Annotated in this window: 20 protein-coding genes; 5 read left to right on the top strand and 15 right to left on the bottom strand. The window is 61.7% G+C overall.

The genetic code is table 11. The features are described from left to right. Positions 1–28: 28 nt before the first annotated feature. A complete protein-coding gene (locus B9Z31_RS07805) occupies positions 29–901 on the top strand; it encodes a TIGR00730 family Rossman fold protein (protein WP_100119133.1) in 873 nt (290 codons plus the stop codon). Here B9Z31_RS07805 and B9Z31_RS07800 read toward each other — a convergent pair. The 11 genes from B9Z31_RS07800 to B9Z31_RS07750 form a co-directional block, all read right to left on the bottom strand. Beyond that, positions 883–2,040 carry an MFS transporter gene (locus tag B9Z31_RS07800; RefSeq protein ID WP_369804680.1) on the bottom strand — a complete coding sequence of 386 codons (1,158 nt, stop codon included), beginning with the start codon at positions 2,038–2,040 and terminating at the stop codon, positions 883–885. The genes B9Z31_RS07805 and B9Z31_RS07800 overlap by 19 nt on opposite strands. Positions 2,041–2,072: 32 nt before the next feature. Beyond that, on the bottom strand, positions 2,073–3,464 hold the full coding sequence (locus B9Z31_RS07795) for a DNA recombination protein RmuC (protein ID WP_100118993.1): 1,392 nt from the start codon (positions 3,462–3,464) through the stop codon (positions 2,073–2,075). Further along, on the bottom strand, positions 3,461–4,447 hold the full coding sequence (locus B9Z31_RS07790) for a D-glycerate dehydrogenase (RefSeq protein ID WP_100118992.1): 987 nt from the start codon (positions 4,445–4,447) through the stop codon (positions 3,461–3,463). The genes B9Z31_RS07795 and B9Z31_RS07790 overlap by 4 nt, the downstream gene beginning before the upstream one ends. Then, a complete protein-coding gene (locus B9Z31_RS07785; RefSeq protein ID WP_233200852.1) occupies positions 4,447–5,853 on the bottom strand; it encodes a sodium:proton antiporter in 1,407 nt (468 codons plus the stop codon). Before B9Z31_RS07785 ends, B9Z31_RS07790 begins: the two co-directional genes overlap by 1 nt. Before the next feature lie 68 nt (positions 5,854–5,921). Next, positions 5,922–7,106 carry a nicotinate phosphoribosyltransferase gene (gene pncB / locus B9Z31_RS07780; RefSeq protein WP_100118990.1) on the bottom strand — a complete coding sequence of 395 codons (1,185 nt, stop codon included), beginning with the start codon at positions 7,104–7,106 and terminating at the stop codon, positions 5,922–5,924. A gap of 87 nt (positions 7,107–7,193) precedes the next feature. Further along, positions 7,194–7,844: an ABC transporter ATP-binding protein gene (locus B9Z31_RS07775; RefSeq protein ID WP_100118989.1), complete on the bottom strand. Its 651-nt coding sequence runs from the start codon at positions 7,842–7,844 to the stop codon at positions 7,194–7,196. Continuing rightward, positions 7,831–8,676 (bottom strand): ABC transporter ATP-binding protein, encoded by an 846-nt coding sequence (locus B9Z31_RS07770; RefSeq protein WP_100118988.1) that lies wholly within the window; start codon positions 8,674–8,676, stop codon positions 7,831–7,833. Before B9Z31_RS07770 ends, B9Z31_RS07775 begins: the two co-directional genes overlap by 14 nt. Further along, the gene (locus tag B9Z31_RS07765) at positions 8,673–10,541 is read right to left on the bottom strand and encodes an ABC transporter permease (RefSeq protein WP_100118987.1); all 1,869 of its coding nucleotides are present in this window, start codon (positions 10,539–10,541) and stop codon (positions 8,673–8,675) included. Before B9Z31_RS07765 ends, B9Z31_RS07770 begins: the two co-directional genes overlap by 4 nt. A 26-nt stretch (positions 10,542–10,567) precedes the next feature. Next, the gene (locus tag B9Z31_RS07760) at positions 10,568–11,305 is read right to left on the bottom strand and encodes a nitroreductase (RefSeq protein ID WP_100118986.1); all 738 of its coding nucleotides are present in this window, start codon (positions 11,303–11,305) and stop codon (positions 10,568–10,570) included. Continuing rightward, on the bottom strand, positions 11,302–11,754 hold the full coding sequence (locus B9Z31_RS07755; protein ID WP_100118985.1) for a thioesterase family protein: 453 nt from the start codon (positions 11,752–11,754) through the stop codon (positions 11,302–11,304). The genes B9Z31_RS07760 and B9Z31_RS07755 overlap by 4 nt, the downstream gene beginning before the upstream one ends. Continuing rightward, positions 11,751–12,680 carry a histone deacetylase gene (locus B9Z31_RS07750; RefSeq protein WP_100118984.1) on the bottom strand — a complete coding sequence of 310 codons (930 nt, stop codon included), beginning with the start codon at positions 12,678–12,680 and terminating at the stop codon, positions 11,751–11,753. Before B9Z31_RS07750 ends, B9Z31_RS07755 begins: the two co-directional genes overlap by 4 nt. Positions 12,681–12,880: 200 nt before the next feature. Here B9Z31_RS07750 and phaP point away from each other — a divergent pair, with 200 nt between their 5' ends. Continuing rightward, positions 12,881–13,414 (top strand): TIGR01841 family phasin, encoded by a 534-nt coding sequence (gene phaP, locus B9Z31_RS07745; protein WP_100118983.1) that lies wholly within the window; start codon positions 12,881–12,883, stop codon positions 13,412–13,414. Between the two features lie 149 nt (positions 13,415–13,563). Here phaP and B9Z31_RS07740 read toward each other — a convergent pair whose 3' ends face one another. Next, positions 13,564–14,490 carry a patatin-like phospholipase family protein gene (locus B9Z31_RS07740; RefSeq protein ID WP_100118982.1) on the bottom strand — a complete coding sequence of 309 codons (927 nt, stop codon included), beginning with the start codon at positions 14,488–14,490 and terminating at the stop codon, positions 13,564–13,566. Positions 14,491–14,571: 81 nt separating this feature from the next. On the opposite strand from B9Z31_RS07740, the gene B9Z31_RS07735 reads away from it, so the two are divergent. After that, a complete protein-coding gene (locus tag B9Z31_RS07735; protein WP_100118981.1) occupies positions 14,572–15,615 on the top strand; it encodes an extracellular solute-binding protein in 1,044 nt (347 codons plus the stop codon). An 83-nt stretch (positions 15,616–15,698) separates the two neighbouring features. Here the strand turns inward: B9Z31_RS07735 and ahpF are convergent, their stop codons facing one another. The 3 genes from ahpF to B9Z31_RS07720 all read right to left on the bottom strand — a co-directional run bounded on the left by ahpF (position 15,699) and on the right by B9Z31_RS07720 (position 18,559). Beyond that, complete coding sequence (gene ahpF, locus B9Z31_RS07730) at positions 15,699–17,249, bottom strand: alkyl hydroperoxide reductase subunit F (RefSeq protein WP_100118980.1); 1,551 nt, start codon at positions 17,247–17,249, stop codon at positions 15,699–15,701. A gap of 159 nt (positions 17,250–17,408) precedes the next feature. Then, a complete protein-coding gene (gene ahpC, locus B9Z31_RS07725; protein WP_100118979.1) occupies positions 17,409–17,972 on the bottom strand; it encodes an alkyl hydroperoxide reductase subunit C in 564 nt (187 codons plus the stop codon). A 188-nt stretch (positions 17,973–18,160) separates the two neighbouring features. Beyond that, positions 18,161–18,559 carry a DUF423 domain-containing protein gene (locus B9Z31_RS07720; protein ID WP_100118978.1) on the bottom strand — a complete coding sequence of 133 codons (399 nt, stop codon included), beginning with the start codon at positions 18,557–18,559 and terminating at the stop codon, positions 18,161–18,163. Between the two features lie 201 nt (positions 18,560–18,760). On the opposite strand from B9Z31_RS07720, the gene B9Z31_RS07715 reads away from it, so the two are divergent. Then, positions 18,761–19,519, top strand: a complete 759-nt coding sequence (locus tag B9Z31_RS07715; RefSeq protein ID WP_100118977.1) for a 3-hydroxyacyl-CoA dehydrogenase — start codon at positions 18,761–18,763, stop codon at positions 19,517–19,519. Between the two features lie 183 nt (positions 19,520–19,702). Next, positions 19,703–21,517, top strand: a complete 1,815-nt coding sequence (locus tag B9Z31_RS07710) for a gamma-glutamyltransferase family protein (RefSeq protein WP_100118976.1) — start codon at positions 19,703–19,705, stop codon at positions 21,515–21,517. The last annotated feature ends 48 nt before the right edge of the window (positions 21,518–21,565 follow it).

Here is a 21,565-nt window from a genome sequence, read left to right as displayed (position 1 = left end):
TTTTTCATGGCCCATGCACAATGGACGCATGCACAAGAAACCAAACCTTCAAGACGCCACCTTGGCCCATGCTTGGGCGGATTTGCAAAACGAGTCCCCCGCCAGCGATTGGCTGCAGCCGCAGGCTCACCGCTTGGCGTTTGCCGATCCGGAATTTTTGTTGCGCCGGGAAACCCGTGGCATCCGCTTCCAGCTGGAAATGCTCAAGCCTGATCTGGCCCAGGCCGAGGCCGGCATCGCGCACACGGTGGTGGTCTTTGGCAGCGCCCGTTTTGTTGATCGACAAAGCGCTGCGGCCAGCCTGAAAGACGCGCTTGAAACGGGCCAAGCCCAGGCGATTGCGAAGGCGCAAGCCTTGGTGCGCAATGCCGAGCATTATGAAAATGCCCGGATTTTTGCCCAAATGGTGGCCCGCTCCTGCGCTTGTTTGCCCCAGCATGAACAGCTGTTCATCTGCACGGGCGGCGGCCCCGGCATCATGGAAGCGGCCAACCGGGGAGCGTCAGAGGTGGGCGCCTTGTCGGTGGCCCTGAACATCGCCCTGCCCCACGAGCAGCAACCCAATGCGTATGTGACGCCAGCCTTGAGCTTCAAATTCCACTACTTTGCGCTGCGCAAAATGCACTTCATGATGCGGGCCAAAGCCTTGGTGGCCTTTCCGGGTGGGTTTGGCACACTCGACGAGTTGTTCGAAGTGGTGACGCTGGTCCAAACCCGCAAATCCAAACCCGTGCCGATTTTGTTGTTTGGCAGCGATTATTGGCAGCGTTTGCTCAACCTGGACCTGCTGGTGTCGGAGGGGATGATCTCTGCCGACGATGTGCATTTGTTCCAGTACGTGGACACACCCGAAGCGGCTTGGCAAGCGATTTGCGCTTTTTATCAGCTCAAGGTGTCGTGATGCTGGGGGGCGTGGCCCGGTCGCAAATGCCAGGCGGCACGCGCCCCGGACCCGACCGCCGCACCCACCACCCAAAAAACCGGAGCGACACCGGCCACCGCACCCGCTGCACCAAACAGCATGGGCATGAGCACGCTGGACGCGTTGATGCTCATCAAACGCAGGCCCAGCGCCTCACCTTGCCTGTGCGGCGGGGTGATCTGATGCAAGGTGCTCATGATCATGGGCTGCACCGTCCCCAAAACCAGCCCCAAGACCACCGAACACACCAGCATGGCGCCGGCTGTGGGCATCAAGGGGTAGACCGCGAACAGCAAACCCGTGCACAGCATCGCGCCGGTGATGATCTGGTGCTCTTTGACATGGCGGGAGATGAAGGGCAAACACACCCGAATGAAGGCCGCCGCCAAGGCAAACGCCCCCAAAATGCCGCCCACCACCGAGGCGCTGTAACCCCGCTCATGACCGAGCACCGGCACCACAAAGGTGTGCACGTCCCAGCACGATGACAGCAACCAATTGACACCGAGCAAACGCCGCATCAAAGGTTCGGCCAACAAATCCAAGGCGCGCCGGGGCGGCTCATTCGCCAACTCAGGCGACAGCGTCAACTCGGGCACCCCCCGCACCCAGGCCCAGGTGAACAGCGGAAACACCGCCATCAGCAAAAAGGCCCACCGAAATCCGATCTCGTCGGCGGCCACCGGGCCTGCGTAGTCGATCAGCAAACCGGCCATCACCGGGCCGACGAAATTCGACACCGCCGGGCCCAATGACAGCCAGCTGAAAGCGACCTTGAGCGCCGCCGCGTCTTTGGCCATGCGACCGACATGGCGCTGCAGGGCAATCACGGCCATGCCCGTTGCACCGCCGGCCGCCAAAGCACTCCAACACATCACCGGAAAAATCGGCCACAGCGCAGACAAGAAAACCCCTGAAGCGGCCAAAACCACGCTGATGCGCAGCAGTTTTTGCAGGCCACGGCGGTCGCTGTAACGGCCCGCAGGCAAGGCCAAGAACATGGGGGCCAAAGCGAACAAGGCCAACAAAGCACCCACCGCCACGGCACTGAAACCTTGTTTGAGGGCGAGCAAGGGAATCGCCATGCGGGTACCGGCCATGCAGGCGTGCAGAAACATTTGGCCTGCAATCAAGCGGGCCAAATCGGGCGTCACTCGCTGGCCTCTTCGGGCAAATCGGGCCCACCGGGCAAAAGCGCCTGGGCCTGTGAATCGGGCAGTGCGTCCACCTGCCGCAGGGCACGGCTCATGACGTTGCTGCGGGTTTGCGCTTGGTCCAAGGTGTTGAGCACGGTCTGTGTCTGGTTGCGCACTTTGGACAGCACATCGCCAAACTTGCCAAACTCGGTCTTGACGGCGCCCAGCACCTGCCAGACTTCGCTGGAGCGCTTTTCGAGGGCCAGGGTTCTGAAGCCCATTTGCAAGGCGTTCAACATGGCCATGAGGTTGGTCGGCCCGGCCAAAGTGACGCGGTGATCGCGCTGGAGCGTCTCCATCAGGCCAGGACGACGCAGCACCTCGGCATACAGGCCTTCGGTGGGCAAAAACATCACCGCAAAGTCGGTGGTGTGTGGCGGCTCTAGGTACTTTTCGGCAATGGATTTGGCTTCGAGCTTGATGCGTGTCTCCAGGGCCTTGGCGCACAACTCGGCTTGCACCGGGTCGGCCCGGCCTTGGGCCTCGAGCAAACGCTCATAGTCTTCGTTGGGGAACTTGGCGTCGATCGGCAGCCACACGGGCTGGCCGCTGTCAGACCGCCCCGGCAGGCGAATGGCAAAGTCCACGCGGTTTTTGTCGCCCGGCTTGGTGGCCACTTGCACCGCGTATTGCTCGGGCGTCAGCACCTGCTCGAGCAGCGAGGCCAGTTGCGCCTCGCCGAACATGCCGCGGGTTTTGACGTTGGTCAGCAGGTGTTTCAGGTCGCCCACGCCTTGGGCCAGGTGGTGCATTTCGCCCAGCCCTTTGTGCACCTGCTCGAGGCGCTCGGCCACTTGTTTGAAACTCTCGCCCAAGCGGGCTTGCAAGGTGGCTTGCAACTTTTCGTCCACCGTCTGCCGCATTTCGTCCAGTTTGGCGGCATTGCTTTGCTGCAGTTGTGACAGCTGGGTTTCCATGGTGCCGCGCATCTCGGTCAGGCGGCGGGCGTTGGCCTCAGACAGGGCGTTGACCTGCTGGGCCAGGCTGTCGGTCAGGCTTTTTTGCAGCAAGGCCAGCTGCTGGGCCAGCGCGTCGATTTGCTGGTTTTGGGTGCGGGTGGCTTCGGCACTTTGCTGCAACAGCGATTGCTGGAAGAGCGTGAGCGTTTGCATGGCTTCTTGACGACCTTGCACGCTGGACTGGGCCATCTCGGTGCGCAGCTCGCGCACCCAACGCTCGGTCTGGGACTGCAGCGCCCCAAATTGCTGTTGCTGCCCAGCGGCCTGCGCGGCCGCCTCCTCCAGCTGCCGCTTCGGTGCGGCTTGGAATCGAAACCACAAAAACACCAACACCAACAGATTCAGACCCCCGAGGGCCAAAATCGCCAACATCAGCCCATCGCTCATGCCGCCGAGCCCGTCACGCTGTTGAGCGGTGTCAGGGCTTGGCCACGGGTCAAGTAAGCCACCAGGTTGTCGGCCGCCAACTGGGCCATGGCCTTGCGGGTCTTGACGGTGCTGCTGGCGATGTGGGGCGTGAGCACCACATTGGGCACTTGGAGCAAGTCGGGGTGGACCGAGGGCTCGCCCTCGAACACATCCAGACCTGCGGCGGCAATTTGGCCGGCGGCCAAGGCCTTGGCCAAAGCCGCGTCGTCCACGATGCCGCCACGGGCAATGTTGACCAAGGTGGCGGTGGGCTTCATTTGCGCCAACTCGGCCGCGCCGATGGTGTGGTGCGACTCGGCGCTGTAAGGCACCACCAGCATCACATGGTCGGCGGTTTGAAGCAGCTCCTGCTTGGACACATAAGTGGCCTTGCACTCGGCTTCGAGCTGGGCACTCAGGCGCGAGCGGTTGTGATAAATGACATGCATGCCAAAGCCGTGCGCCGCCCGGCGGGCAATGCCCTGCCCGATGCGGCCCATGCCCATGATGCCGATGGTGCTGCCGTGCACCTCTGCGCCGGCAAACATGTCGTAGCTCCACTTTGTCCACAAACCCGCACGCAGGTAATGCTCGCTTTCGCTGACTCGGCGGGCGGTGGCCATGAGCAGGGCAAAACCAAAGTCGGCGGTGGTGTCGGTCAGCACATCGGGCGTGTTGCTGGCCTGCACACCGGCGGCGGTCATGGCGGGCACGTCGAAGTTGTTGAAGCCCACGGCCATGTTGGCCACGATTTTGAGCTGGGGGTTGGCCTGCAGGAGCGCGGCGTCGATGCGCTCGCTGCCTGTGGTGAGCGCCCCCACTTTGCCCTGCATACGGCGGCTCAGTTCTGCGGCAGACCAGACCTCATCGGCCTGGTTGCTCTCGACTTCAAACACCTGCGCCAAAGACTGCAGGACCTCAGGAAAAATGGCGCGGGCCACCAAGATGGAAGGTTTGGACATCACTTGAACCAAATGAAACTCATGACCACGAACAAAGGAATCAGGACAGCGCCCGACCACAGCATGTAACCAAAGAAGCTGGGCATCTTCACGCCACGGTCTTCCGCAATGGCTTTGACCATCAAATTGGGCGCATTGCCGATGTAGCTGTTGGCGCCCATGAACACGGCACCTGCCGAGATGGCCGCCAAGGTCGGCGCCAAGGTGGTCATCAAAACCTGCGGGTCGCCGCCGGCGGTGTTGAAGAAGACCAAATAGGTGGGCGCGTTGTCAAGGAATGAACTCAGCGCACCCGTGATCCAGAAATACATCATCACGTCTGGCGTGCCGTCCGGTTTGGTGACCGATTGGACGACCGCGCCAAAGGGGCCATGGACACCTGCCTTGAGCATGGCAATGACCGGGATGATGGTCAAGAAAATGCCCGCGAACAACTTGGCCACTTCGGCCATCGGCCCCCAGCCAAATTGGTTGTCTGCATGGACTTTGGCGGGGGTGATTTTGAGTGACAAAAAGGTCACGAAAATCAGGCCCACATCGCGCAGCACACCCGGCAAGCCGACGTCGGTGCCGTAGATGTTGAAGGACACCGGCGATTTCCAGAAGCCACTCATCAACACCAAGCCCACAACCGCCGCCAAGAGCCAGAAGTTGATGGCGCCGTCAAACCCGATCGATTTGGAGTCGGGGGTCGGGTCTTGCGGCAACAGTTCTTCACGGCGGTGGTAGAACCAGGAATCGAGGGCAAAGAAAATGGCCAGCAAGCTGCCCACCAAAAACAGGGTTTCCGGGAAGATGGTTTTGACGGTCCAGAAGAAGTCAACGCCCTTCAAAAAGCCCAAAAACAGGGGGGGATCGCCCAAAGGCGTCAAAGAGCCGCCCGCGTTGGAGACGATGAAGATGAAAAACACCACCACATGCGCCACATGTTTGCGGTTGTCGTTGGCGCGGATCAGCGGCCGGATCAGCAGCATGGACGCCCCCGTGGTGCCCATGAAGCTGGCCAGCACGGCACCAATGGCCAAGATGGCGGTGTTCAGGCCCGGGCTGCCGTGCAAATTACCGCGGATGAAAATGCCCCCCGACACGGTGAACAAAGCTGTCAGCAAGATGATGAAAGGGATGTATTCGGCAAACAGGGCGTGGACCGTGCTCGCGCCGGCTGCAGCGGGTCCGTACAGCATCGCGAAGGGCAGTAAAAAAGCCAAGCCCCATGCCGCGGCGACTTTGCCGTAGTGGTGGTGCCAAAAGTGGGGCAGCAACAAAGGCATCAAAGCGATGGACAGCAAGATGCCTGCAAAGGGCACCCCCCACATCACCGTCAGCTGAGCGCCGTCCAGATCAGCGGCAAAAGCGCCGCTGGACCCCAAACAAAGCGGCAAAGCCAGCCACGCCGCCCACCGCATACCTTGTCGCGTCATCGTTCAAATCTCCCGTGAAATGGTGCCGTATGTTAACGGCCCCGCAGCACCGTTCAGGGGCTGGGGTTGATCTCAAAAACCTGGCGCAAATAGGCCAGATACTTTTCATCCTCGCACATGCCTTTGCCTGGCGAATCGGACAATTTGGCCACAGGCTGGCCATTGCAACGGGTCATCTTGATGACAATTTGCAGCGGCTCATAGCCCAGGTCGTTGGTCAGGTTGGTGCCCACGCCAAAAGCGAGCTGGCAACGTCCTCGGAATTGCTCAAACAATTCGATGGTTCGGGGAACCGTCAAGCCATCGCTGTAAATCAGCGTCTTGGTTTTCGGGTCGACCCGGTTTTGCTGGTAGTGCGAGATCATGCGCTCGCCCCAGCTGAAGGGGTCGCCACTGTCGTGGCGGGCGCCATCGAACAATTTGCAGAAATACAGGTCAAAGTCGCGCAAAAAGGCGTTGAAACCGTACACATCACTCAAGGCGATGCCCAGGTCGCCTCGGTACTCTTTGGCCCACGACTCGAAGGCAAAAATTTGGCTGTCCCGCAAGCGCGGGCCCAAGGCCTGGCAGGCCTGCAGGTACTCGTGCGCCATGGTGCCCAGCGGGGTCAAGCCCAACAAATAGGCGAAATAGACATTGCTGGTGCCCGCAAACTGGCCACTCGGGCCGGTGCCCAAGCGCGCGGACAGCACGCGCAACACTTCTTCGTGCCAAGCGCGGGAAAAGCGGCGGCGGGTGCCGTAATCGGCAATCTTGAGGGTCTCAAGGCCTGGCGCTTTGAGCTGGGCAATTTTGGTGTCCAGGCGATGGCGACCTTCCATCAGGTCGGGCACTTTTTGGGTGTTGCGGAAAAAGACCTCGTTCACGATGGCCAGCACCGGGATTTCAAAAAGAATCGTGTGCAGCCAAGGCCCTTGAATGGTGATGTCGATTTCACCGGAGGGCAGCGCAGTGACCTGGATGCATTTTTCATTGAGCTTGAACAGCCCTAAAAAATCAACAAAATCACTTTTGATGAAACGCAGCGAGCGCAAGTATTGCAACTCGGTTTCCTTGAAGCTCAAAGAACACAGAGAGCGGATCTCTTGCCGAATCTCGTCGACAAAAGGTGCCAAAGGCACGCCAGGGTTGCGGCATTTGAACTTGTAGTCCACCTGCGCCCCGGGAAATTGGTGCAGCACCACCTGCATCATGGTGAATTTGTACAGGTCGGTATCGAGCAGACTGGTGATGATCATGGTGTGTTGTCTCTGGCGGCTGGGGCCGCTCGTTGTTGTCAGGCAGTGTAAGGGATGCCCACCCCGCACATGCGGGTGCGTCAAGCCTTAAGCGGCGCCAGCCATCCGCCCACTGGTCAACACCAAAACCCGCTGCGCATGCCGGGCCAGGATGCTGTTTTGCTCGGCCACCAGCATGGCCACGCCTTCACGCGCCAGTTGCAGCAAAGCGTCGCGCATGGCCGCCACGAGCACCGGTGAAATGCCCTCACACGGTTCGTCCAGCAGCAGCAGGCGGGGGCCGGTCATGAGGGTGCGGGCCAGCGCCAGCATTTGCTGCTCGCCACCGCTCATTTGGCTGGCCGGGCGGTGCAGCATGGTTTGCAATTGCGGAAACAAGGCCATCACCCGGTCAAAGCGCTGCGCGGGCGTGCCCTGAGCGCTGGAACCCGAATCTGCGGCGATCCACAGGTTTTCCTTCACCGACAAGCCGGTGAACAAACGCCGGTCTTCGGCCACGAACCCCAAACCCGCGCGGGCGCGGCGGTGTGCGGGCCAGGTCTGCAGGGCTTCGCCTTGCCAATGGATGGCGCCTTGCGCCCGAGGACCGATGCCGATCAGGCTTTGCAGCAGGGTGGATTTGCCGGCACCGTTCAGGCCCTGAATGACGACCAACTCGCCCTCGCCCACCGACAAAGCCACGTCGAACAAGGCCTGGGCTTGGCCATACCAGGCGTTCAGGCCTTCAACGCTGAGCATCGCGCAGGCCTTTCATGTCGAAGTCGCGCCCGAGGTAACGCTCACGCACCTGCGGGTCTTGTGCCACCACCTCGGGCAGGCCGTCGGCCACCAGGCGGCCTTGCATCAGCACCAGCACCCGGTCGGCCGCGCCAAACACGGCGTCCATGTTGTGCTCGGTGTACAGCACCGTCACGCCTTGCGAAGCCACCTGGCGCACCAGCGCCATCATGTCGGCCCGCTCGGCAGGGGCCAGACCTGCAGCGGGTTCGTCCAGCAGCAGCAAGGACGGCGCTGCAGGGGCACCCTGCTCGGCCATTTCAAGAGGTGCAGCGCCAGGGGCAGCAGCCTGTACAGCGCCAGGCAAGCCCGCCAAGGCCATGGCCAGTTCCAGCCGTTTTTTGGCGCCATAAGGCAAATCGGTCACGGTGGTATCGGCTTGCGCTTGCAAGCCCGCTTGAGCGGCCAACCGCAGCGCCCGCTCGGGCTGGCGGCGGTCCAGCCGGTCCCACCAGGCCAAGGGGGCAGCACCGCGCAGCACCAGCTGGATGTTTTGCAGCACCGTGAGCGCTTCAAAAGTTTGTGCCACCTGAAAGGTGCGGGCCACGCCCAGGCGCTGCCGCTCGGCAGGCGCTTTGCCCAACAGCGGCTGGCCTTGCCAGAGCACCTCACCCGCCGTGGCCACCTGTTGTCCGGCCAAGCAGGCAAAACAGGTGGACTTGCCCGCACCGTTGGGGCCGATCAGCGCCACGCACTGGCCTGCGGGCACCGCAAAGTCCACGCCGTCCAGCGCCCGCACACCGCCAAAGTGCTTGCTCAGACCGCTGACCTGCAAAGCTGTTTGGCGGTTCATTTGCGGCGCCTCTGTGAAGCGAAGCTGGCCAGGCCCATTTGCAGCCCCCCCAGTACGCCACTGGGCGCCAGCACCATCACCAGCATGATGACCAAGCCCAAAACACCGCGCCAATAGTCCAGCCCCTGCCCCAACTCAGCCCCGCCCCACACCAAAAGGGCACTGCCCACCGCCGAGCCCCAGAGCTGGTGCACACCGCCCAGCAAAATCACCAGCAAAGCGTCCACCGACATGGCAACCGAGGCCACGGAGGGAAACACCGCCCCCTTGAAAGCGGCCCACAGCCCCCCGGCCAGACCTGCCACGGTGGCACTGCCCACAAACACCTGGTAGCGCAAAGCTTGAACAGGCAAGCCGCTGGCCGCAGCGCGCAAGGGCGCATCGCGCACAGCCTGCAAAGCCGCGCCCCGGCTGGAGCGGGCCACGCGGGCCATGCCCGCCACCGCCAAAAGCATGAAGCCGCCCAGCGCCGCGTCCCACAGCGCACGCGACTCGGGGACGATCAAACGCAGGCCGATCAGGCCGTTGTCGCCCCCGGTGAGCCCCACCCACTGCGTGGCCCCCGCCCAAATCATTTGCGCCAGCGCCAGTGACAGCATGGCCAGGTAGACCCCACTGCTGCGCACCACCAAAGCCCCAAACGCCAAGGCCACGGCCAGCGCCAGCGCCATGCCCGCGGCCAAAGCCGCCGGCAAACCCGCACCCCAGTGCAGGTGCGACAGCGCCGCGCCATACGCGCCCAGTGCAAAAAAAGCCGCGTGGCCAAAGCTGACCAGCCCCCCCAGCGCCATCATCCACTGCAGGCTCAGGCCAAACAGCATCATCACCATCACGTCTTCGGCCAGGCTGCGGCCGTAATCGCCCTGCCCCCAAGCCAGCAGCGTCAGGCCAACAAAGACCGCCACCCCCATTGCCCGACCCGCCATGCCCACAGGCCACAGTGCAAAAACCGGCACGCTTTCGCGCTGCTCGGCATGGGCGGCCGTCCCGGCCAAGCCTTGCGGCCGCCAGACCAGCACCACCGCCATGGTCAAAAACACCAGCACCAAAGTCGCCTGCGGGAAAAAACTCAGGCCCACAGCGTGGATCACCCCGATCAGAAGCGCCGCCACAAAGGCCCCGCCAATGCTGCCCAGCCCGCCTGTGACCACCACCACAAAGGTCTCGACCACCACGTTCACGTCCATTTGCAAATGGGCGGGCTCGCGCGGCAATTGCAGCGCCCCGGCCAAACCCGCCAAGCCGCAGCCCAGCATGACCACACCCAGCATGAGTGGCGCGGGGTTCACACCCAGGGCGCCCAGCATCTCGCGGTCCTGTGTGGCGGCTTTCACGCGCTGGCCCCAGAGGGTGCGTGTGAGCAAGAGGTGCAAGCCCAGCCAGACCAGCGGGCCCAGCACCAAGGTGAAGACTTGCCAGGTCGGGAAATACGACTCGCCCAGCGGGATGGCGCCTTTAAGGCCAGGAAAGCGCGGCGCAAACACCTCTTCGGGGCCAAAAAACCAGCGCATTGCGTCGTGCAGCGCCAGCGTCAGGCCAAAGGTGGCCACCAGGGGGTAGAGCTGCGGCGCGTGGCGCATGCGCTTGAGCAGCAAGACTTCGGTCGCCGCGCCCAGCAAGGCGGCCACACCAGCCCCCATCAAGATCACCGCGCCATAGCCCCAAGCGGTATCGGCCATGGCGGGCCACCAGTGGGTCAGCGCGTGCGCCGACCACAAAGCCCCCAACATGAAGAAACTGCCGTGCGCGAAATTGACGATGCGGGTCACGCCAAAAATCAGCGTCAAGCCCGAAGCCATCAAGAACAAGGTGGTGGCGTGGCTCAGGCCATTGAGCAGTTGCAGCGCGAGTGCTTCGAATCCCAAACCAAGCCCTTGTCTTTATGGAGGCGTCATTCCACCCAATGGGTGAAGTCTTGCGCGGGCACACGGGTGGTCTGGAAGGTGTTGACCAATGCCGCCTCGTCGGCATAGCCCAGCGCCATGCCGCAGACCACCATCTCGTTCTCCCCTGCGCCCACATGGGGCAAGATGATTTTGGAAAAGCCGTTCCAGGCCGCTTGCGGACAGGTGTGCAGACCACGCGAGCGCGCGGCCACCATGATGCTTTGCAAAAACATGCCGTAGTCCAGCAAGCTGCCCCGGCCCATGACTTTGTCGATGGTGAAAATCAGACCGACGGGCGCGTCAAAGAATCGGAAGTTCTTTTGGTGCTGGGCGTGCATCAAGGCCTTGTCGCCCTTGCCGATGCCGAGCACCCCATACAGGCCAAAACCACACTCGCGGCGGCGATCGATGTAGGGGCTGACCCATTTTTCGGGGTAATAGTCGTAGGCTTCGGCGTATTCAGAGGCCAGGGCCGGATTGGCGCTGATGGCATCGTGTGCGGCGCAGGTCTTGGCCACCAACTCGTCGCGCTTGTCGCCCTGCATCACATAGACCTTCCAAGGCTGGGTGTTGGTGCCGCTGGGTGAGCGGGCGGCAACGCTCAGCACCTCTTGCAAAACACTCCGCGCCACCGCTTGGGGCAAATAAGCCCGGGCCGAAAAACGGCTGAGGATGGCGGCGTCCACGCTCGCGGCGTCGTTCACACGGGTGCTGACCTGGGGTCCGATGTTCAGAATGCTCATGTCAATGTCTCCAAAAATGCTTTGAGTGCGGCTGGCAGGGGCACCGGGCGGCGGGTTTCGCGGTCCACATACACATGCACAAAGTGGCCCCGGGCGGCGGTCAGCTCTTCCCCTTGGGCGAACAGACCCACCTCGTAGCGCACGCTGGAGGTGCCCAGCTTGGCCACGCGGATGCCCGCTTCGATGGTTTGCGGAAAAGCCAGCGGCGCAAAGTAAAAACACTGGGTTTCCACCACCAAGCCGATGGTGCTGCCTGCGTGGATGTCGAGCACGCCTTGCTCGATCAAGGTGGCGTTCACTGCAGTGTCGAACCAGCTGTAGTACACCACGTTGTTCACATGGCCATAGACATCGTTGTCCATCCAGCGCGTGCCGATGGCGCGAAAGGCTTTGTAACTGCTGCGTGGGTCCGGCTGTACTTTGACAGAGGGGCTGGCTGGGGTGTTCATGGCCCGAGATTGTGCCAGCGTTGCCAGTAGGACAAGGCCACGCCCCAAGTCTGCATTTGCACCTGAACAGTGGTCTCGATGTCATGACCATAGCCGCCCCCCATGCACATGACCACCGGCAGCCTGCGCTGCCAGGCCCAGTCCAGGACCACCCGGTCTCGGGCTTGCATGCCGTCCAAGGTGAGCTTAAGTCGCCCCAGCCGGTCACCCTCGTGCGGATCGGCGCCGGCCAGATAAATGACCAAATCCGGATCGAACCGGTCTTGCAGGGTTTGCAGCGCCTGGTGCAGAGCGGCCAGATAGGGCTCATCGGTGCAGCCGTCAGGCAAGCCCACATCCAAATCGCTGGCCTCTTTGCGGAAGGGGAAGTTTTTTTCGCCATGCAAGGACAAGGTAAACACGGTGGGGTCGCCCGCAAACACATGGGCCGTCCCATTGCCTTGGTGCACGTCCAAATCGATCACGGCCACGTGCAGGGTTTTGCGCTGGTGCCGCCAAGCCTCGGCCTGCATCAGGCGAGCGGTCACGGCGATGTCATTGAACACGCAAAAGCCGCCGCCCTTGTGCGAATAAGCGTGGTGCGTGCCGCCTGCGAGGTTGCCCGCCAAGCCTTGCGCCAATGCATCACGGGCGGCGGCCACGGTGGCCCCCACCGATCGGCGGGCCCGCTCGGCCATGGCGGGGCTCCATGGGAAACCGATCTCGCGTTGCACGGCCGCGTCCAAAGTGCCTGTGCTCACACCCTGGATGTAGGCGGGTGTGTGCACCAAGGCCAGCTCTCCATCGCTGGCGGCGGGGGCTTCGCGCATGGCCACGCCGGGCAGCTCTTGCGTGAGGCGGTCGCGCAAGCGGCTGTACTTGAGCATCGGGAAACGGTGGCCCTCGGGCAAAGGCAGAACAAAGTGGTCGGCGTAATAGGCGTGCATTCTTATAGGTGCGTGACTTGATCCCGCACAAGGCGATTCTAGAAAACCCTCTCTAAACTGAGCGGCAAGCAGGACCATCCCCTTGCAATACCCCGTGGAAACCCTAAAATTCAAACCATGCTGCACTGCAACAAAGTTGTACGGCCCCGGCCAGTTACGGCGCAGTCTCTTTGAAACCAAACTTTTATCTGGAGATTCTCATGATGACCGCTGAACAAATCGTCGCTTCGCACAAAGCCAATGTGGAAACCCTGTTTGGCCTGACCGCCAAGGCCTTCGAAGGCATGGAAAAACTGGTGGAATTGAACCTCTCCGCCGCCAAAGCCGCTTTGGACGAGTCCGCCAGCAACACCCAATCCGCCCTGAGCGTCAAAGACGCCCAAGAACTGGTGGCCATGCAAGCCAACCTGTTCCAGCCATTGGCCGAGAAAACCGCTGCTTATAGCCGTCACCTGTATGACATCGCTTCCGGCACCAGCAACGAATTCACCAAAGCTTTCGAATCGCAAACCGCCGCTGCCCAAAAGCAGTTCGCCAGCTTGGTGGACACCGCCGCTCAAAACGCCCCAGCCGGCTCTGAGCAAGCCGTGGCCATGATGAAGGGTGCTGTGACAGCCGCCAACACCGCTTTTGAATCGGTGCAAAAAGCCGTCAAGCAAGCCACTGACCTGGCCGAATCCAACCTGGCTTCGGTGACCCAGTCGGCCGCGCCCAAAGCTGCCAAAAAGAAGTGATTTTTTTCTGATCCGTGTGCGCACAACGCGCCGCACGGATCTCAAGACAAGTTGTCTCCTCGGATCCTTTTGAATTTCAACAGGGAAACAAGGATCCCTTCAAGGGTCAATCGCAAGATCGGCCCTTTTTTTCGTCTCGGCTGACCGGTTCAGCGGCCTTCTTCGAACTGCGCCATGCGCGCTTTCAATGCAGGCAGCGCTGCCCGCATCGCCACCCGCCCTGCCTCGATCGAACGCATCCGGGCGCTGAAGTCCGCACTTTTGACGCCGGTCAAAGCCGGGCGGACCACGAAATCGGCTTCTTTCAAGGCCAAAGTGTTGATGGTTTTGCCCATGATCGTGAAGGTCTGCATCAGGATTTGAAATGTGTCCGAAGAGGGGTTGCCCTCTGGGTCGCTGGAGATGTCCACCGCGATCACAAAGTTAGCGCCCATCTCACGGGTCTGGCGTACCGGAACCGGGGCCACCAAACCACCGTCCACGTATTCGCGCTCGCCAATGCGCACCGGCTGAAACACCGCCGGCACTGCACTGGAGGCCCGCACAGCAGCGCCTGTGTTGCCGCGCCGGAACGTGATCGCATCGCCGCTTTTCAAGTCGGTGGCCACAATGCCGAGCGGGATTTTCATTTGCTCCAAATTGCGCCCACCCACCTGGGTGTTGACGTAGCGGGCCAAGGCCTCACCGCGCAAAGCACCACGGTTCAGGATGGGCAGCATCCAGTCTGTGATGTCCGCCTCCTGCATGGTTTCGGCCATGCGGGCCAGCTCGGCCGTGCTTTTGCCACTGGCATACAAGGCCGCCACCAAACTGCCTGCGGATGTGCCCACCACGTGGCCGGGGCGCAATCCGGCTTCTTCCAGCACCTCGATCACCCCCAGGTGTGCAAAACCTCTGGCCGCCCCACCCCCTAAAGCCAAGCCCAACTTCAGCTCTCGCCGATCAGCTTGCATAGGACTTTTGGCCCCTTCGACCGAGGGTGTGGTCGTTGACAAGCTGCCGCACCCCGACAAGGCGAGCGCCATGCAAAGGCCCGCGCCAAAGCGCCCGCTCGAGAAGATGGGCCCTAATGGCATGAATTTCCGAAGATTTTCAAGGGACTTGTTGAGAATCGTTCTCATTTGCACTAAACTCTCATCAACTGCACAGGACATCACATGACTTTCAAAAAAACTTTCTTGGGCTTGACGTGCACCCTGCTCGCCATGACCACTTGGGCTCAAGACAAAACACTGAACATCTACTCGGCCCGCCACTACCCGACCGATGAAGTCATGTACAGCGACTTCACCAAAGCCACCGGCATCAAGATCAACCGCGTGGACGCCGACGATGCCGGTATTCTCGCCCGTCTCAAAGCCGAAGGCGCGGCCTCACCGGCCGACGTGATTTTGCTGGTGGACGCTGCCCGCCTGTGGCGTGCCGAGGTCGATGGCCTGTTTTTGCCCATCAAATCCAGCAAACTCGAAGAAGCCATCCCCGCCAACCTGCGCGCCAAAGCGGCCGACAACGGCGGCACCGCTTGGTTTGGCCTGTCCACACGGGCGCGAGTGATCGTGTACGACAAGCTCAAGTACAGCAAAACCGATGTGGACAGCTACGAGAAGCTGGCCGACGCCAAATTCAAGGGGAGCCTGTGCATCCGATCTGGCTCGCACCCCTACAACCTGAGCCTGTTTGGCGCCATGACCGAGCACCTGGGACCTGCCAAAACGGAAGTCTGGCTCAAAGGCTTGGTGGACAACATGGCCCGCAGCCCCAAAGGCGGTGACACCGACCAGATCAAAGGCGTGGCCTCGGGTGAGTGCGGCGTGGCTGTGACCAACAGTTATTACTTGGCCCGCATGATGCGGTCCAGCAACCCGGCCGACAAAGCGGTGACCGAAAAAATCGGCGTCGTCTTCCCCAACCAAAGCAGCTGGGGCACGCATGTGAACGTGGCCGGTGGCGCTGTGGCCCGCCATGCCAAAAACACCGACAACGCGGTGAAGTTCCTGGAATACCTGGCCAGCCCAGCAGCGCAAAACCACTTTGCCAATGGCAACAACGAGTGGCCTGCAGCCAAAGGCGTGAGCTTTGACAACCCGGCTCTGAAAGCGATGACCGGCGGCAGCTTCAAAAGCGAGCTGATCCCGATCAGCGCCGTGGGCATGAACCAAATCAAGGTGCAGCAAATGCTGGACCGTGTCGGCTTCAAGTAAGCCAGACCGACCGTTGCTCAATAAAAAAAACCGGACGCGAGGTCCGGTTTTTTCATGTCCGCGCGGAGCCGATCAAGAGGCGATCAAGAGCGAATCAGGTTGTCAAAGGCGCTGAGTGCGGCCTTGGCGCCTTCGCCTGCGGCGATCACGATCTGCTTGTACGGCACCGTGGTGCAGTCACCCGCCGCGAACACGCCCGGCACATTGGTGTGGCCCTTGGCATCCACCACGATCTCGCCGAACTTGGAGAGTTCCACCGTGCCCTTCAAGAACTCGGTGTTGGGCACCAAGCCGATTTGCACGAACACACCCGCCAGCTCGACATGGTGCTCGGTGCCCGTGGCGCGGTCTTTGTAACGGATGCCGTTGACCTTGCTGCCGTCGCCGGTGATCTCGGTGGTTTGCGCGTTGGTGTGCACCGTGACGTTGGGCAGGCTGTGGAGTTTTTTCACCAACACCGCATCGGCCTTGAGCTGCTCGGCGAACTCGATCACGGTGACGTGCTCAACGATGCCCGCCAGGTCAATCGCCGCTTCAATGCCCGAGTTGCCGCCGCCGATGACTGCGGTGCGCTTGCCCTTGAACAAGGGGCCGTCGCAATGCGGGCAGTAAGCCACGCCCTTGTTTTTGTACTCGGCTTCACCGGGCACGTTCACGTTGCGCCAGCGGGCACCGGTCGACAAGATCACCGTTTTGGCCTTGAGCGTGGCACCGTTTTCCATTTGGATGTGCACCAAACCGTCGGCCCCTGCGGGCGTCAGTTTGTCGGCGCGCTGCAAGTTCATGATGTCCACGCCGTATTGACGCACCTGGGCTTCCAAGGCGGCTGCAAATTTGGGCCCATCGGTCTCCAGCACCGATATATAGTTTTCAATCGCCATGGTGTCGTTGGTCTGGCCGCCAAAGCGCTCAGCCGCCACACCCACGCGGATGCCTTTGCGGGCGGCGTACACGGCGGCCGCTGCGCCTGCTGGGCCACCGCCGACGATGAGCACCTCGTAGGGGTCTTTGGCGTCCAGCTTGGCCGCTTCACGGGTGGCGGCGCCTGTGTCGAGTTTGGCGACGATCTCTTCCACCGTCATGCGGCCCGAGCCGAAGACCTGCCCGTTCAAAAAGACCATGGGCACGGCCATGATCTGGCGCTCTTGCACTTCCTTCTGGAAGGCACCGCCTTCGATCACCACCGTTTTGACCTTGGGGTTGAAGATGGCCATGAGCGACAAGGCCTGCACCACGTCCGGGCAGTTGTGACAAGACAAGGACATGTAGACCTCGAAGCTCAAGTCGGCGTCGAGGCCTTGGATGGCGTCGATCACTTCGGGCTCGACCTTGGGTGGGTGGCCGCCGGTCCAGAGCAATGCCAAGACCAAAGAAGTGAATTCGTGGCCGAGCGGCAGGCCCGCGAAGCGCACGCCTTGGCTTTCACCCTCGCGCACCACAGCAAAAGAAGGCTTGCGTGCGTCGTTGCCGGTGGTGTCCAGGCTGACCTTGTCGGACAGGCCCACGATGGTCTCGAGCAGTTCCTTCATCTCGGCGCCGGTTTCGCTGTCGTCGAGTGAGGCGATCAGGCGGATGGGCTGGCGCAGCAAGGCCAAGTACTGTTGCAGTTGGGCTTTGAGGGTGTCGTCGAGCATGGTGTTCTCCTGTTTCAGGCTGCAAAAAACTCAAGTCCTCGCTTGTGGCGGGACCCAAATAAAGGGTTGGGGGGAATCGTTGAGGACAGCGCACACCCGGCTTGTGGCCTCGTTGCGCTGTGCTCAACGCCCTGCCAGGCAGGGCGATGCAGTCCAGATTTAGATCTTGCCGACCAGGTCGATGGAGGGAGCCAAAGTCTTGGCGCCTTCTTTCCACTTGGCTGGGCACACTTGACCGGGGTTGGCGGCGGTGTACTGGGCGGCGGTCAGCTTGCGCAATGTCTCAGACACGTCACGGGCGATTTCATTGGAATGGACTTCCATGGTCTTGATCATGCCGTCTGGGTTGATCACGAAAGTGCCGCGCAAAGCCAGGCCGTCTTCTTCGATGTGCACGCCAAAAGCGCGTGTCAGCTTGTGTGTGGGGTCGCCGATCAATGGGAACTTGGCTTTGCCCACAGCAGGCGAAGTCTCGTGCCACACTTTGTGCGAGAAGTGGGTGTCGGTGGTGATGATGTACACCTCAGCGCCGGCTTTTTGGAAAGCAGCGTAGTTGTCAGCAGCGTCTTCGATTTCTGTGGGGCAGTTGAAGGTGAACGCGGCGGGCATGAAGATGAACACGTTCCACTTGCCCTTGAGGGTGGCTTCGGTGATTTCAACGAACTTGCCGTTGTGGAAGGCTTGGTTTTTGAAAGGCTGGACTTGTGTGTTGATCAGGGACATGGTGTTTCCTTGGGTTGGTTTAAAAAAACTATCGAATGAGAAAACTCATTGGTAGCAATCATAATTCAATCAAGGGTTTTCACTGATGAGTAGTTCCTATCGTGTCGATAGGGAAAACCGTCAGCCTGTTGAATGTGTCTTGATGAGACGTGGTGTGGCGTGATGTGCCGCGAAAGAACCCCAGCGGTTTACCGGCGGGCGAAACCCACCGCAGCCAGCAGCCAAGCCAAGATCCAGGCCCCGCCGCCCCACGGAACAGCGGCCCTGAAAGTGTCAACGCCGAACACATGACGGGCGTAAATGTTCAAACTGAACAACAACAAACCCGCCAGCATGAGCCAGCCAGCGCCGATCAAGCAACGCGAGGCGCCCAGAAGCCCCAAAGACAAGCCCACCCCGACAAGGCCCAAAGAGTGGAATTGCTGCTGGGTCAATGCCGTCTGCACCATGGGCGGTATGCCTGCCGAGAAAACAGGCAAATGGGCAAAAGCAGCACTGAACACCACACTGGCACAGGCACTGAGCGCCCCTGAAATCAAAAAAAGCTTGGCAGTGATGGGCCATGTGCCCTGAGACCTTGAACTCATGTGGACCCGATTCGAAAGCGTATGGAAGCCATGAAGAACTTGGATTGAAACACGAGATGGCCTCCTTCATGTGAACGCCGAGCGACTGGTTTTTCAAAGATGACGGCCCATGCGTTCGGGGCTCACTGCAAACAGGGGAAGACCGTGGCAAATGTGCATAATTGACGTTGACGTAACGTCAATCAAATTCTGGAGTTGAACATGGACATTCAAGGCAAGGTTTTCATCGTCACCGGCGGCGCATCGGGTCTGGGCGAAGGCACGGCGCGCATGCTGGCGGCCAATGGTGGCAAGGTGGTGATCGCCGACATGCAGGCTGAAAAAGGCGAAGCGATTGCCAAGGAACTCGGCGGCGCTTTTGTCAAATGCGACGTGAGCAACGAAGCCGACGGCCAAGCCGTGGTGGCCCAGGCCGTGTCCATGGGCCGTCTGTCTGGCCTCATCAACTGCGCAGGCATCGCCCCGGCCGAAAAAACCGTCGGCAAAAACGGCGCACACAGCCTAGCCGTCTACACCAAGACCATCATGGTCAACCTGGTGGGCACCTTCAACATGATCCGCTTGGCGTCAGAGGCCATGTGCAAAAACGAGCCCGAGGCCACCGGCGAGCGCGGCGTGCTGATTTCCACCGCCAGCGTGGCGGCCTACGACGGTCAGATTGGTCAGGCCGCTTACGCCGCCTCCAAAGGCGGCGTGGTGGGCATGACCCTGCCGATTGCCCGCGACCTGGCGCGCAACGGCATCCGCAACATGACGATTGCCCCCGGCATCTTCGGCACGCCCATGCTGTTTGGCATGCCCCAAGAAGTGCAAGACGCGCTGGCCGCAGGCGTGCCCTTCCCCAGCCGCTTGGGCACCCCGCAGGACTACGCCAAACTGGCCAAGCACATCATTGAGAACGACATGCTCAACGGCGAAGTGATCCGATTGGACGGTGCGATCCGCTTGGCGCCCAAGTGATTTGAACCACCGGCCCGTGAATGGGCCGCTGAATGGATGAGTGAATGGGCCGCTCAAAGGCCATTGGGCATGGGATTAGGCTCTTCCTGCGTTCGGCCCTGGGGCCCTGCTACAAATCCCTTGAAAATAGCGGCTCATCGCCCGTTTAGCCCATGCATGTGGCTGTCGTCCCAGGAGAGTCCTATGAACACACACCTGCCTTTGGGCCTGAGCCTGTTGGCGCTCTTGAGCGCCTGCGCCACCCAGCCCCCTGCCAACACATGGCGTTACAACGTCCCCGATTTGGCCACCCCGCCCGAGGCGGCCAGTGGCAGGTCGGCCAAACCGGGCTGGGCGTTCTCGCGTCAGGCCGTGGCCGCTGCCAATCCACTGGCCACCGACGCAGGGCATCAGGTCTTGCTTGCAGGCGGCTCGGCACTCGATGCCGCCATCGCCGTGCAGATGGTGTTGGGCTTGGTGGAGCCACAGTCCAGCGGCATTGGCGGCGGCGCGTTTTTGTTGCACTTTGACGGCCAAAAGGTCTCGGCACACGATGGGCGCGAAACCGCCCCCGCAGGTGCCCGTGGCGACATGTTCCTGGCGCAAGGCAAGCCCCTGCCGTTTCCAGAGGCGGTTCAAAGCGGGCACTCGGTGGGCGTGCCCGGCGCGGTGCGCATGCTCGAAGCGGCTCACCGCCAACACGGCCGCCTGCCTTGGGCGCAGTTGCTGCAACCCGCCATCACGCTGGCCGAACAAGGCTTTCGGATCAGCCCCCGCTTGAACGCCCTGCTGAACGCTGACGCACTGCTCAAAAAAGACCCGCTGGCCCTGCGCTTTTTCTACCAAGCCGATGGGCAGGCCTGGCCCGTGGGCCATGTGCTGCGCAACCCCGAATACGCCCATGTGCTGCGCCTCATCGCGGCCCAAGGCAGCCGCGCCCTGCACGAAGGGCCGGTGGCAGAGGCTATGGTGGCCCGCACCGCACAGGCCCCTCGCCCCGGCACCTTGAGTCTGCAAGACCTGGCCAGCTACCAGCCCCGCCTGCGCGAAGCCCTGTGTTTTGACCACATGGCCGCAGCGCGGGCCTACCGCATCTGTGGCTTTCCCCCACCGTCTTCGGGCCACATCGCCATAGGCCAGATTTTGGGCATGCTCGGCCACACCCAGGCGCAAGGCCCCGAGCTGGCCGCTGGCCTGCCCTCGCCCGACTTTTTGCACCGTTACACCGAAGCCTCACGCCTGGCCTTTGCCGACCGGGCGCAATTTGTGGCCGACCCTGACTTTGTGCAAGCGCCTGCGGGCGATTGGCGCAGCCTGCTGGCGCAGGGCTACCTGCGCGAGCGCAGCCAGCTGATCGGCCAGCAGGCCATGAAAGCGGCCCCAGCAGGCCAGCCCGGCGGGCACGCCACCAGCTTCGCGCCCATGCCCCCACAAACCGAATACGGCACCAGCCACATCAGCGTGGTCGATGCCCGGGGCCGCGCGGTGGCCATGACCACCACCATCGAAGCCGCCTTTGGCTCGCGCCGCATGGTCAGCACCGACCCGTCTCGCCCCGGCGGCTTTTTGCTCAACAACGAGTTGACCGATTTCAGTCTGGCCCCTGCCGACGCACAAGGCCGCCCCATCGCCAACCGGGTCGAGCCCGGCAAGCGCCCCCGCTCGTCCATGTCGCCCACCTTGGTGTTCGACAAAACCTCGGGCCAACTGCTCATGAGTGGTGGCAGCCCGGGTGGCGCGGCCATCATCCACTACACGGCCAAGCTGCTCACCGGCACCCTGCATTGGGGCTTGAATGCCCAAAAAGCCATTGACCTGCCCAACTTCGGTTCGCTGGGGGGGCCGACAATGCTCGAGGCCCAAGGTTTTGAGCGCAGCACCGTGGACGCGCTCAAAGCGCTTGGTCATGAGGTGCGCGAAATGGAAATGACCAGCGGCCTGCAGGCCATCGAACGCACCCCCAGCGGTTGGTGGGGGGGGGCCGACCCCCGGCGCGAGGGCGTGGTCCAGGGTGATTGAAACCAGTCGCGAAAGCGACCTCGCCTGAGCCCGGCCTCAGGTTTGCCC

The organism is Limnohabitans sp. G3-2 (assembly GCF_002778275.1).
Taxonomy (GTDB): Bacteria; Pseudomonadota; Gammaproteobacteria; order Burkholderiales; family Burkholderiaceae_C; genus Limnohabitans_A.
The sequence above is the reverse complement of the archived record's forward strand: the minus strand, read 5'-3'. Positions and strand labels throughout refer to the sequence as shown.